Origin of the sequence: Frankia sp. QA3, assembly GCF_000262465.1 — a bacterium.
Taxonomy (GTDB): Bacteria; Actinomycetota; Actinomycetes; order Frankiales; family Frankiaceae; genus Frankia.
The window spans coordinates 6,053,041-6,065,288 of the sequence record NZ_CM001489.1 but is presented as its reverse complement, the minus strand read 5'-3'; the positions used below and the strand labels follow the sequence as shown (position 1 = coordinate 6,065,288).

The 12,248-nt window shown below is 69.0% G+C and carries 11 protein-coding genes, 1 tRNA gene and 2 pseudogenes; 7 read left to right on the top strand and 7 right to left on the bottom strand.

What is annotated here, in order from left to right; genetic code table 11:
- Positions 1-1,118 precede the first annotated feature (1,118 nt).
- A complete protein-coding gene (locus tag FRAQA3DRAFT_RS38940) occupies positions 1,119-1,199 on the top strand; it encodes a hypothetical protein (RefSeq protein WP_369809477.1) in 81 nt (26 codons plus the stop codon).
- Positions 1,200-1,648: 449 nt separating this feature from the next.
- Here the strand turns inward: FRAQA3DRAFT_RS38940 and FRAQA3DRAFT_RS24875 are convergent, their stop codons facing one another.
- The 6 genes from FRAQA3DRAFT_RS24875 to FRAQA3DRAFT_RS24850 are packed head-to-tail and all read right to left on the bottom strand — an operon-like array spanning position 1,649 to position 7,309.
- The gene (locus tag FRAQA3DRAFT_RS24875) at positions 1,649-2,911 is read right to left on the bottom strand and encodes a cytochrome P450 (protein ID WP_009741813.1); all 1,263 of its coding nucleotides are present in this window, start codon (positions 2,909-2,911) and stop codon (positions 1,649-1,651) included.
- A complete protein-coding gene (locus tag FRAQA3DRAFT_RS24870; protein ID WP_009741812.1) occupies positions 2,904-4,163 on the bottom strand; it encodes a cytochrome P450 in 1,260 nt (419 codons plus the stop codon). Before FRAQA3DRAFT_RS24870 ends, FRAQA3DRAFT_RS24875 begins: the two co-directional genes overlap by 8 nt.
- Entirely contained in the window at positions 4,160-4,789 is a 630-nt protein-coding gene (locus FRAQA3DRAFT_RS24865) for an ATP/GTP-binding protein (RefSeq protein WP_009741811.1), read from the bottom strand. The genes FRAQA3DRAFT_RS24870 and FRAQA3DRAFT_RS24865 overlap by 4 nt, the downstream gene beginning before the upstream one ends.
- Positions 4,770-5,123: a DUF742 domain-containing protein gene (locus tag FRAQA3DRAFT_RS24860; RefSeq protein WP_009741810.1), complete on the bottom strand. Its 354-nt coding sequence runs from the start codon at positions 5,121-5,123 to the stop codon at positions 4,770-4,772. The genes FRAQA3DRAFT_RS24865 and FRAQA3DRAFT_RS24860 overlap by 20 nt, the downstream gene beginning before the upstream one ends.
- 3 nt (positions 5,124-5,126) lie before the next feature.
- Positions 5,127-5,558: a roadblock/LC7 domain-containing protein gene (locus FRAQA3DRAFT_RS24855; protein ID WP_009741809.1), complete on the bottom strand. Its 432-nt coding sequence runs from the start codon at positions 5,556-5,558 to the stop codon at positions 5,127-5,129.
- Positions 5,555-7,309, bottom strand: a complete 1,755-nt coding sequence (locus FRAQA3DRAFT_RS24850; RefSeq protein WP_232291747.1) for an ATP-binding protein — start codon at positions 7,307-7,309, stop codon at positions 5,555-5,557. The genes FRAQA3DRAFT_RS24855 and FRAQA3DRAFT_RS24850 overlap by 4 nt, the downstream gene beginning before the upstream one ends.
- Before the next feature lie 515 nt (positions 7,310-7,824).
- Between FRAQA3DRAFT_RS24850 and FRAQA3DRAFT_RS33590 the strand changes: the two are divergent.
- The 4 genes and pseudogenes from FRAQA3DRAFT_RS33590 to FRAQA3DRAFT_RS24840 form a co-directional block, all read left to right on the top strand.
- Positions 7,825-8,115 (top strand): annotated as a pseudogene (locus FRAQA3DRAFT_RS33590) (IS6 family transposase); the annotation flags it as partial.
- A 27-nt stretch (positions 8,116-8,142) separates the two neighbouring features.
- Positions 8,143-9,209 (top strand): annotated as a pseudogene (locus FRAQA3DRAFT_RS24845) (integrase core domain-containing protein).
- Positions 9,210-9,394: 185 nt separating this feature from the next.
- A complete protein-coding gene (locus tag FRAQA3DRAFT_RS35420; protein WP_157467644.1) occupies positions 9,395-9,664 on the top strand; it encodes a NucA/NucB deoxyribonuclease domain-containing protein in 270 nt (89 codons plus the stop codon).
- 10 nt (positions 9,665-9,674) lie between these two features.
- A complete protein-coding gene (locus FRAQA3DRAFT_RS24840; RefSeq protein WP_009741807.1) occupies positions 9,675-10,187 on the top strand; it encodes a hypothetical protein in 513 nt (170 codons plus the stop codon).
- 798 nt (positions 10,188-10,985) lie between these two features.
- On the opposite strand, the gene FRAQA3DRAFT_RS24835 is transcribed toward FRAQA3DRAFT_RS24840, so the two are convergent.
- A tRNA-Thr gene (locus FRAQA3DRAFT_RS24835) sits at positions 10,986-11,061 on the bottom strand.
- Positions 11,062-11,345: 284 nt separating this feature from the next.
- Here FRAQA3DRAFT_RS24835 and FRAQA3DRAFT_RS24830 point away from each other — a divergent pair.
- Together FRAQA3DRAFT_RS24830 and FRAQA3DRAFT_RS24825 are read left to right on the top strand one after the other, a co-directional pair.
- Positions 11,346-12,002: a hypothetical protein gene (locus FRAQA3DRAFT_RS24830; protein ID WP_232291746.1), complete on the top strand. Its 657-nt coding sequence runs from the start codon at positions 11,346-11,348 to the stop codon at positions 12,000-12,002.
- Positions 12,003-12,060: 58 nt separating this feature from the next.
- A complete protein-coding gene (locus FRAQA3DRAFT_RS24825) occupies positions 12,061-12,237 on the top strand; it encodes a TraR/DksA C4-type zinc finger protein (protein ID WP_083873667.1) in 177 nt (58 codons plus the stop codon).
- The last annotated feature ends 11 nt before the right edge of the window (positions 12,238-12,248 follow it).

Genomic DNA, 12,248 nt, shown 5'->3' with positions numbered 1-12,248 from the left:
GCCGCCCGAAATCCCCATCACGACATTTCCGGATCCCCGGGCCAAGCCCGCCCGGCAGACGGTCAGGACTGACCTTGCCCGACGCCTCCCGGCAAGCAGCAGACCAGGCAGAAACCGCAGGAAACAGACGGATAGACCCACCCCCGGCCGGTCGACAAGCACACGACGCCCAGAGCGTGCAGACGAACGGGGTCGACGAGCCCACCTACCAGGAACGTCGACTCTTCCCGCGCCCAGCTTCTCAACGTCCCATTCACGATCAGCCAGACTGGCGGGTCGTCACTTTCCGTCACCATTCTCGGCGGACTCAATCATCGATCGAACACCGGCCCTTCGCGCCCCTCCATCGCCTCGCAGCCGGGGCCCCACCGTGGCCAACCCGGACTGCAATCCACCCCTGAGAACGGCACGTAGGCGGACGATTGATCGACACGGTTCTGCCAAATGAGCCCATCTCGAGCCCATCCACGATCTTGAAACCCGTAATTTTGATCTTCAATGCGGTAAAATCGCAGGTCAAAGGGGGTGCGTCTGGAGCCGGCGAGGGGACTTGAACCCCTAACCGCCCGATTACAAGTCGCGCGGTGACGTGCCGCGCCATGCCGCGTCGTGCCGGGTGATGCCGCGTTCTCCCAGGTCACGGCGTTTTCGGTGCCGTGGCGTGCCCGCGGGTGCCGCGCCGTGCCGGAACATCTGCACCCACAATGAGCCCACATCCACGCCGCTCCGGAGATCATCGCACCACTGTGGCCTGATTGGAGAGGGGCTGCCCTTCCTGGGACGGCAGGTCGGCGGGTACTCGATCCTCCTCGGAGGAGGTCGAAGGCTGTGGACGTCCGGGCGCAGGGGATCAGTTGCACCCTGTGTGACTGGAATGCGGATCGGCGGCGTGTCGCCGGGCCAGTACTACTGCGGTGAACCGCTTGCCGATGCCGATCCCGATGCCGGTCAGGACTGCGTACAGGAAACAAGGATCACGCGGAGTCACCCTCTGTACACCACGCCGCTGGACGTGACCGGGCGCGCTCGTCATAGGTGAGCAGGGCCCGCAACTGTCGGAGTTGGGCGAGGCTCAGGGACCGCGGTGCTGGCTTCGGGGTGACCTGCATCCGGAGAACGTGCTGATGGGGCCCGGCGGACCGGTCGTGATCGACTGGCTGTCGTCCCTCCTGGGCCGACGGGCCTGGACGTGGCGATGACGTCGCTGATCCTGGCACAGGTGGCCGGTGCCCTGGGGCGCTGACGCTGGACGCAGAGCGGGCATGACCGGTGCGCGACGCGGTGACCGTTCTTTGCGTGCCTTCGCAGCGGCCGGCCGAGGTCATTCCCCGCGAAGGGCAGATGGCTATGGGCGTGCCACCGCCCGTGATGCCGTGATTGTCCCTACGCGCTTCGGGATCACGAACGGGAGCGCCGCCGTGATCGCCGAGCGCGTATGGCAACGGGCGTCCCGGGGCCTCAGCGGCAGCGCGCGGCCAGCTTCGGCGATCGCTGCCCACCAGGGGTGCGGCGACCGAGCCGCGAGAGTGACCACGTTGCGACAAGCACGGCTCCCCCGGGTAGGCAGCCGGTGGCGATGGCGCGCGGCGTCGAGCGGATGGGAGCAACGCGCGCCTCGGCCGGCTCACATGACGGCCCCGAGCGTCTCTCAGATAACGGAGGGCGGGGCCACGGCGGCCTGGCCGAGCTGGACCGGCAGCGCGGCGGCACTGTTGGAGAAGAACGACGGAACCGGCGGCAGGGTCGCGGGGTCGGCCGCCAGGCGCAGGTCCGGGTACCGGGCGAACAGAGCGGGCAGGGCGACGCCTGCCTCCAGGCGCGCCAGGTGCGCGCCCAGGCACAGGTGCGGTCCGCCGCCAAAGGACAGATGCCGCTGGGGGGCGCGGGTGACGTCGAACTGTTCGGCGTCGGGGCCGTACTGGCGGGGGTCGCGCCCGACACCGCTGTACGCGGCGAGAATCGCGTCGCCCTTCGCGATCGTGACGCCCGCGATCGTGACATCCTCGAGCGGGTAGCGGGCGGGGAAGTTCCCGATCGGCGCGTCCCAGCGCAACACTTCCTCGACCACACTGGACCAGGTCGCGGCGTCACCGGCGACGGCGATGGCCTTCTGGTCCGGATGCGTGAGCAAGGCGCGTACGCCGTTGGTGATGAGGCTCAGCGTGGTCTCGTGGCCGGCGGTGAGCAGCAGCCAGATGGTGTCGACGAGCTCCTCGGTGGTCAGCGCCGCCTCGTCCTCCTCGCGCAGCTTGATCAACGCGCTGGTGAGGTCATCACCGGGCTCGTCGCGACGCAGCCGCACCAGCTCGGCGAGCAGGGCCAGACGCTGCCGCTCGGTGGCCACGGCCTCCTCGCTGCTGGTGTCCGTGCGGAAGATGCTGTCGACAAGCCGGCGGAGCTCGGCGCGCCACTCCCGCGGGACGCCAAGCAGCTCGCAAATCACCTGCATCGGCACCGGGTAGGCGTAATGCGACCGCAGATCCACCGATCCGTCGGGGCCGGCATGGGAGGGGAGCTCGTCCAGCAGTTCGGCGACGATCTGGTTGACGCGGGGACGGAGCTGTTCCACCCGGCCGCGCGTGAACACCCGGGTCACCGGTCGGCGCAGGCGGGAGTGCGCGACGCCGTCGCTGGTCACCATGTTGGTCACCTTGATCATGCCGACCAGCGGCCAGTCGTCGGTGATCGTCCCGTCCTGGATGGCGCTCCAGTTCCGCCAGTTCTTGCTCACCCGCTCGTCCGCCACCAGGTCGGCGAGCAGGGCGTGGTCGGTGACCACCCACACGCGGATGCCGCCGGGCAGCTCGGCCTGCACCACCGGACCCGCCTCCCGCAGCCGGCGCTGTTCGCCGTGGTGATCGGCGCCGAAGGGATCCAGGGGAACCAGCGGGATGGCGGTCGAGTCAGCCATGCGAGACCTCCTGCTCAACGATGGGCACGTCGGATGCGACGAAACGCACTGGAAGGCTCGCCGGGCAGCGGGTCCACGGCGAGGACAACAGCTCGATCTCATCCGGAAGAATGGCCAAGGTGAGATCGTGCAGTTCTGTCAAGACGGTCGTGACGGCTGTGCGGGTGATCAGACGGCTGGGGTCCAGGGCCGGGCAGGTGTGCGGGCCGGCGGAGAACGCCAGGTGCGAACGGTTGCCGGTCTCCAGCCAGGGGTCGTCGGTGTGCATGCGCGCGTCGGCGTTGGCCGCGCCCAGGCCGAGGATCAGGGCGTCGCCCGCGCGGATGGGCTGCCCGGCGAGCTCGGTGTCGGCGAGCGCGTACCGGGCGGGCATGTTGGCCATGGGTGGATCGCGGAACAGCACCTCGTCGAGCGCGTCGTCCACGCCCAGACGGCCGCCGTGCAGGCGCCCGGCGAACCGAGGGTCGGTGAGCATCAGCCGGATGGTCTGCGCGATCCACGAGGTCGTCGTCTCGTAGCCGGCCGAGATCATCAGAACGATGGACTGCACGACCTCGTCGCTGTCGTGCAGGTTCGGGTGCGCCAGGAAGGCGGTGGTGAGGTCCTCGGCCGGGCTGGCCGCGTGCGACTGCATGACCTCGGTCAGGATGCGTTCGAAGGTGCGGTTGCCCTCCTGCGAGTCCTCGCCGCTGCCGAACAGCGCGATCAGGCCGGCCCGCAGCTGATGGCCGTGCTCGGTGGAGATTCCGAACAGGCTGGAGACCGCCAGCATGGGAATGACCGACGCGTACTCGGTGACCAGGTCGGCCTCGCCGCGTTTCGCGAACCCGCGGATCAGCTCTCGGCAGGTCGCCTGCAGCGAGCGCCGGAGGGCGTGCTGGTCCATGCCCGCGATGCCCTCGTCGAGCGGGGCCCGCAGCCGGCGATGCCGTGCTCCGTCCGCGAAGTAGGCGTTGTCCCGCGGGAACATCATCGGTCCCAGTCCGGAGTCCTGGCGCACGACACCGTCGGACAGCAGCCGCCAGTGCGAGGGATTGCGGGCGAACAGGCGCTCGTTGCGCACCACGTGAAGAATCTCGGGATAGCCCATGACCAGCCAGGCCGGTACACCGGGTTCGAGCTCCACCGGTGCGACCTGCCCCCACCGCTCCCGCAGCATCCGGTAGGCGGCCTGTGGGTCGGCGCAGGTGGTGGTCTCCGACAGCGGAGTCAGACCCGTGAAGTCCGACAGGGAATGGCGGGTGGAAATCATCGATGCGCCCCTGTCAGCCGGGAGGATACCGTCGCGTGCTCAACCAGAGTGATCAGCGCTTGGATCGAGGACTGCCTGTCCAGAGCCCGGCAGGACGTCATCGGCGTATCGGTGGGCAGGTCCAGCGCGGCGACGACCTGGTCCAGCGGGATATCCGGCGTATCGGGGAACACGTTCACGGCCACGGCGAAGGGCGTGTCACTCAGTTCCATCTGGTCGAAAACCTCGAAGCTCTCCTCCAGCCTGCGCGTGTCGACCAGGACCAGGGCGCCGATCGCGCCCTCGGCCAGCCCGGCCCAGTGGTCCCAGAATCGTCGTTGCCCGGGAGTGCCGTAGAGATACAGCACGATGTCGTCCCCGAGGGTGATCCGACCGAAATCCAGGGCGACCGTCGTCGACGTCTTGCGCTCGACACCCGTCAGCGAGTCGACCCCCAGGCTTTGCTGGGTCATCTGTTCTTCGGTATGCAGCGGTATGATCTCGCTCACCGAGTCGATCAACGAGGTCTTGCCGACGCCGAACGGGCCCGAGACCAGAATCTTGACCGACTGGCGCACCGTCGGCGAGACATACCGGTCCGCCTCGTCACGATCAGCTCCGCGGTGATCAGAGGCTACGGAGACCATGCAGGACCCTTTCGAGAAGCTCTTGGTTCGGGGTGTCCGGATCGGCCCCCACCGTGCGCACGGCGAGATGGCCGCTGTCGACCAGGTCCGAGACCATGACCGCCGTGACGCTCACCGGGATTTTCAGGTGGGCGGCGGCCTCGGCCAGCGACAGCATTCCCCGGCACAGCTGCACCAGGGACCGATGCTGACGCGTGGCCGAGGGCGGCAGGCTGGCGTCCGCGTTAGCCACCAGCAGGGTCTCCGGCCGGACCGTGTTGCGGCTGGGGCGCGCCTGGCCCCCGGTCAGCACATACGGTCGAACTGGGCCGAGGTAGTCCGTGGGGTCGACCACGGCTTAGTGCGGGCGCTCGGCTGAGCTCAACGACTTCTCGCCGATCTTGCGTACCGTCGTGGTCATCTGGTGGGCGACGAGCGCCGGGTCAATCACGGCCTCGGTGATCACACCCAGGTAGGTGCGTTCGCCGGCGCCGCGGAACATCAGCTTGGCGCCGTTGAGTTCGTACACCACGTGGCTGGGAATGCCACCCTCACCGTGGTCTCCGGCGACCGCCCTGCCCAGGGACGCCATGGCCGAGCACGCGGCGGCGAGCTTCTCGGCGCCGTCGCGGTCCATGGTGCTGGAGACGGCGGTCACAAAGCCATCGGCGGTGAAAACGAACGCGTGCCGTACGCCCTGCGTCGTCTCGATTTCCTCCACCATCCAGCGGTTGGCGTCGATCCCACGCCAGTGGTCGGTGTGGAGAGTGCCGGTGGCATCGGGGGTCATTCCGTGTCCTCTGCGGGAGTGAGCGGGGCCGAGGGCGGGGTGCAGTCGCCCGGGTCAGTGACTTCGCCACCGGAAGCGGCGTCCGGCGAGACGCTCAGAATCGCCGCGAGGAACGATCCGGCTTCGTCGGCTGACGGCGGCGGTGCGGGCGGGCTCGCGGATGGCGTGGCGGGCGGCGGAACCTTCTCGGCGAGCGCGGCATGGCGGGGCGATCGGCGTTGCGGGAGCACCGGCTTCGACGGGCGGTCCTTCCCCACGGCCGAGGCCGGGTCGCCAGAGGGGGCCGAGGCGGGGTCGGGCGGGGACACAGCGTCAGGTGCCGGGGGCGTGCCAACGGCCGGAGATCCTGTCCGGTGGCGGTTGCGCGCAAGACGTGTGGCGGGGTTCAACAGCTCGGTCAGCTCGTCGGGCACGAAGACCACCGCCCGGACGCCGCCGTAGACCGACTCGCTGAGATCGACCCGCAGTCCGTGGCGGCGCACGTACTCGCCGACCACCGCCAGGCCGGTCTGCGGCGTCTGGCCGAGATCCGCCACCCGCACGGGCCGGCGTCCCGAGGCGATCTCCCGCGCCCGGTTCAGGCGGAACTCCTCCATGCCCACGCCACAGTCGTCGATCTCGTAGACCACTCCGCGCTGCACCGACCGGATTCCGACCAGCACCTCGGTCGTCGAGGGCGAGGACTGCGCCGCGTTGGCCAGCAGCTCGGCGATGACGCTGATGAGCGGTTCGGCGACGTGAGCGACGACCGCGGTGTCCGGGTCGCCGGATGCGTGCACCCGCTGATAGGCGATGATCCGTGAGGCAGCCGCGGTCACGATGTCGGCTACGGCCACTGGCTCCTGCCACTGCTGGCCCGGCGATTCGCCGCACAGCACCGCGAGGTTCTGCGCGTAACGGGCCTGCTGCGCGGCCGCATGGTCCACGCGGTAGCCGCTCTCGAGCACATCCGGTGTCGTCGGATGCGCCAGCACCATGGCCGTGGCTTCTTCCTGCACCCGGTGGGACACGGCCTGCACGTTGCGCGCGAGCCCGACCGTCGCGGCCCGCAGGGCCTCCTCGCGGTCCCGGAAACGATCGTGGGCCTGCTCCACCAGCTTCGCGACGACCGCGCCGATCCGGTCCAGCACCCCGACGATCGCCTCGTCACCGGCGGCGTCCGGCAGTGCCGGAACCAGATCACCGGCGGCCAGGGCGGGAAGCTGGTGGTCTGTGACGAATCGCACACCCTCCTCCCAGGCGACGATTCGTCGTTCACCGATTCGCAGCGCCTCCTGTGCCTGTCGCAGCGCGTCGCGCAGCTCGATGATCTGGCCGGCGATGCCGTCGTAGCGGGCCACGATGTCGGCATTGCCGTCGAGGGCCGCCGGCAACGCGGGCGTATGCGTGCCCTCGATCAAGGCGGGTAGCGCCTCGTGGGAGATGAACCCCAACGCCTGCTCGGCGACCTCCAGCCGCTTCCCCAGCTGACCGATGGTCTCGGCCTGCTCGGCGACTCGCTGATCCCGTTGGGCGAGGTCTGCGGCCAGTCCCCCGATCCGCTCCTGGAGGCGCCCGAGCTGCAGCTGGCACTCCGCCAACTGGGTATCCCGTTGTGCCAGCTGCGCGCGAAGCTGATCGGCGTGGCCGCGGGCGACGGCCACGACCGCCGTCTCCTTCCGGTGACGGTCGGCGAGACGGGCCGCCAGCCCGGCGAGGTACCGCCCGGACATCGTCGCATGACGCGCCGCTGGCGATGAGGGGTCAGTCATGATCACCTGATGTCAGTCGAGTACGGGACAGCGACCGGCGGCGGGGCCCGTCAGAACAGCTGGGCCCGCCACGGGCTGGCCCACGAACCATCGGCCGAATTTTCACTTTTTGTAAACCCTCAGGGCAGTATGCCGAAGAAGGCTGCGTCGAATCGTAGCTGAGAGGCTGGCAACAAGAGGAGACCGGGACCAATCGGCTCGCGTCCAGAAGCGCCGATACCAGCGTGTGTGCCCGCGGGCTGTGGCGCAGTTCCTCGGGCGCTGTCTGCTCCGCGCTCAGCAGCGTCGTCACCGCACCGTCGAGATCACGCTGGTGGGCGTAGCTGTGGGCCGCCATGGAGGCGGCCTGTCATGACGGTGATCTCGTTGTCGTCGAGCAGTAGCGTTCGCCGCGACCGGCGCGTTGCCGGCGGCGTGCGCGGCGGCGACCCTCTGGCAAGGTAGCGGCGGCGGGCGGCGTGGGGGGGTCTGTTGCACGGGCTGCGGTCCACCCCGGCGGCCGGCATGATCAGGTGATGCGCCGCCGTCGCCAGCACGTCCGACCAGCCGTCCCGGTTTCGGAGTTCGCCGGGTTCCGGTTCTCACCGGAAGTGATCGTTCTGGCAGTCCGATGATACCTGCGGTACGGCCTGTCCTACCGCTCCTACCGCGACGTCGAGGAGCTGCTCACGGAACACGGCATCACCGCCGATCACGTCACGATCTCCCGGTGGGTCCAGCGGTTCACTCCACTGCTCGTCGACGCCGCCCGGCCCTTGTGGGGTGCCAGAAGTCGGCCTGGGCCCGTGACCTGGGCTGATGCGACGATGCGACTGTCGGCATGATGGTCAGCTATGTCCATCCGCCTGCTCTATCTGATCTTCGTGCGGGTGTGTGGCTGGCTGGTCCTCCTCGGTCGTTCGTCGGCGTCGCAGGACATCGAGCTGCTCGTGCTGCGGCACGAGGTCACGGTGCTGCGCCGTACCCAGCCGAAGCCCCGGTGGGACTGGGCGGACCGGGCGGTCCTCGCCGCACTGATCCGACTCCTGCCCAGGGCACTGCGCACGCACCGGCTGGTCACGCCCGGCACCGTCCTACGGTGGCACCGCCGTCGATCACACGGACATGGACCCACCCGCAGCGGACGGGACGGCCACCGATCAGCCCGGAGATCGCCACGCTGATCAAACGGCTCGCGACCGAGAACACGACATGGGGCTACCAGCGAATCCAGGGCGAGCTCCTCAAGCTCGGCCACCGGGTCGGCGCCTCCACAATCCGCCGGGTCCTGACGTCCCTGGGGCTGCCCCCAGCCCCGAAACGGCAGACCGACACGACGTGGCGGCAGTTCCTACGTACGCAGGCCTCGACGATGCTGGCCGTGGACTTCTTCCACGTGGACTGCGCCGTGACGCTGCGGCGTCTGTACTGCTTCTTCGTGCTGGAAGTCGGCTCCCGCACCGTCCACATCCTCGGGGTCACCGCCCACCCGGACGGCCTGTGGACCACCCAACAGATCCGGAACCTCCTCATGGATCTCGGTGACCGGGCTGCCGACTTCCACTTCCTGGTCCGTGACCGCGCCGCCCAGTTCACCGCATCGTTCAACGCGACCCTCACCGACGCTGGCATCACCACCGTCAAGATCCCACCCCGGACTCCCCGCGCGAACGCCTACGCAGAACGGTTCGTCCGCACGGTCCGGACCGAGGTCACCGACAGGATGCTGATCTTCGGCGAGCGGCACCTGCGTACCGTTCTGGCCGAGTACGCCGCCCACTACAACGGACGACGACCCCACCGCGGCCGCGACCTGCAGCCACCACGGCCCGACCACCCCGTCGCAGACCTGACCAAGGAACGGATCAAACGCCAGCCCCTCCTCGGCGTCCTGATCAACGACTACGAACGAGCCGCCTAAAAGGCCAGGTCAACACCGGTGGCCGAGTTCTGGCACCCCACACCGCACAGCCGGTCCAGAGCCGTCGCCGACCTCATCCGGACTGCGACACGTCTCTAGCATCACACATCGACGACGCCATCAACCGGCCCGAGACGACTGACCCGAAGTTCAAGGGTAAGACCATCCCGAGCACGCTCCATCGCGTGACTCAGCGGTCCAAGATCGACGCGAACCGAGCCGCAGCGGTCAAGATCTGCAAGGGCATCGATCCCAATTACTCCAAGAAAGGAAATGATTGTGACGAATACCCCTTTGCCTCCACGGCAGAGGGAGCAGCCAAAAAAGGCAGCCGTTTCTCGGCTCGGCCGCTGAACTCGGAGCAGAACCAAGCCGCAGGTCGGGCGATCAACCCCTTCTTCGTCGGAAGCCGGGTCCTGGACGGCGACGCCTTCAAGGTGGCGATCACTCGCTAGACTGGGCCCGTTGCCACACCCAGTCAGCGGGACCAATACGGAGTGCCTAGCCCTGGCCATCGCAGCGCCACAGGCCGTCCTGGACGAGAAGGTCAACGTCGAGTACCGGCAGTTCTTCATCAAGGATGAGGGCTTCTGGGAGGCAGAGGAAACGCCGGAACCCGAAGGCCCTGCGGAGGGCGAGTTCCTCAGCACCGGTCCAGACTGGATCGTCGTTGTCAGCGGCGCTGAGTACCACGTTGCCGCCGTGCGGATCGAGGCATGGACAGCGGCACCGGACCGCCAGGGCGACGACTGGGAGCTGAGCACCGACTTCAAGTTCACCTGTACCACGGGGGAACTGGGGGTCGAGACGCTCACCACCGGGCCCGCCTCGGAGGAGCGGATCACCATCGGCCCCCCTGGTAAGTACTACGGCCGCGCCTACTCCAAGGGCCGCGACGAGGCAGCGGGCCAGTTCGCGGACAGGGACGAGATCGACGAGGGCACAGAGCAGTACCTGATCCAGTTCTGGCCGGCCTAGACGGTCTGGGACCCCGTCGCGACCTGCGGCGGGGTCCCGGCCTCTTCGATGCCTGGCCGGACGGCGCTCCAGTTCGCAAGCCCCAAAGCAGGGGTCGCCGCGGGCTCCCCTACACAGCGAGCTGACGTAGACGTACGCACTCCGGGAGGTTTGCCGGGTGCCAGTTCCACGGCTACTGGCTCACGGCACAGACCAGCGCACCAGACCGAGCCGCGCCCCGATCGTCAGCTGACTGGCGGAGTGCTGCTATCCGAACCCTGCGGTATTCCGCATCCCCCGATGTCTTGATGTCCATATAGGCGTCGGCTCGCCGGCTGGAGCCGTCCTCGGCATTCCGCGGCAGCCGCCACAAACGGGCCCACACGCGGCACGCCGCCCGACATCCCACACCACGACGTTCCGGCCCCGGCGGCACGGTCCCGCCCGGCTGCCGGCCACAGCGCATCTCGACCGACCCTTCCCCAGACAGGACACCCCGAACACCCGGCGCGTTTAGCCGTCCCCATGCCTTACCGTACCCGGCACCGGTAACGCTCTGTCACTACTCTCGCGTCTTCGATCAAGCGTCAATCTCCAGCCCGACACACCCCCGAACCTTTCCAAGCCATGGGACTTGCCGAGGCCAGACCGGGCTACCGCGGGCACCGAGAACGCCACGAGGCGGCGAAGAACTCGGCGGCGACGGACCGTTGATCGACACAGTCGTGTGGAATGAGCCCATAATGAGCCCCTAAATGGTCTTTGGGTCCACAAGTCGATCTTTGTATCGACAAAACCGCAGGTCAGATGAGGTATCTCTGGAGCCGGCGAGGGGACTTGAACCCCTAACCGCCCGATTACAAGTCGGGTGCGCTACCAGTTGCGCCACGCCGGCCGGCGATCTCACGATACCCGACCGCCGGGTCGCCTCGGTCACGCCACCCGCCCCCCGTGCCCGGCGCGGTCGGCCTCGCCCACGGACGGATCCCCCTGATCGTCTTATGATCGCGTTCCTGGTCGTGGCGCTTCGGGTATGACAGATGGGCTGGCTTCGTGCCGTCTGTCCTAGAAAGCGGGTCGTTACGGATGGGAAGCACCGTCAGGGCGGGGGCGATGTCCGCGGGGGCCCCGCCGGAGCAGGGCGGGAGCCGCTCGGCTGGTCCGCGTGGGCGGGGGAGGTTGGCCCGCACCAGTCTGCTCGCGTCGGTGCTGGCGGCGCTGGTCGTCGCCTGCTCCGGCTCCGGTGGCGGCGAAGCGGCCTCCCCTGCGCACTCCCCGGTGCCGACGGCGTCCGTCGGCACCACCTCGCCGGCGGCTCCGGGCGGCACGGCCGCACCGCCGTCTCCGACGGTTTCGAAGACGGCGGCGGCCGGGTCGACGGGACCGCGGGTCGACGCGCGCAGCTGGTCGAGTCAGCCGGCGACGGCTACGCGTCAGCCGGCCCGGCCCGTCCGGCTCGTGTCGTTGCGCAGCGCGACCAACGTGGAGAACGGGGTCCGGTTCGAGCGGCTCGTGCTGGAGTTCGCGGGGGGTGTCCCCGGCTACCGCGCCCAGTTCGTGCCGCAGGTTTTCCGGCCTGGCTCCGGCGCGCCGCTGCCGCTGAGCGGCCAGGCGGCCTTCGAACTCGTCCTGACCTCCGCCGCCGCCCACGACGATCAGGGCTCCTCGACGCTGCGCACGCCTCCCGACGGCGGCGACCGGTCCGGGTTGAGCTACGCGCTGGCCGGCGACTTCGAGGGGACGGTGCACATCGGCGTCGGGCTGGGACGCGTCGCAGGTTTCCGCGTCGTCGAGCTCACGGGACCGGACCGCCTGGCCGTCGACTTCCTGTCTTGACGGCCCGCAGGCCCGAAGGCCCGAAGGGCCGCAACGGGCCCCGTTCGAGCGGGAACAGGTGCGCGCGACGCCGCGGCAGGCGACCGCCCGCCTGGCGGAGGTCGACGCCGCGCTCGGCCGGCTGGCGGCGGGAACCTACGGCCGCTGCGAGGCGGGGGGGGAACCGATCGGCGAGCAACGCCTGGCGGCCCGCCCCTCGGCCCGTCCCTGCATCCCCTGCGCCACCCGCCGGTGACCAGTTACGGC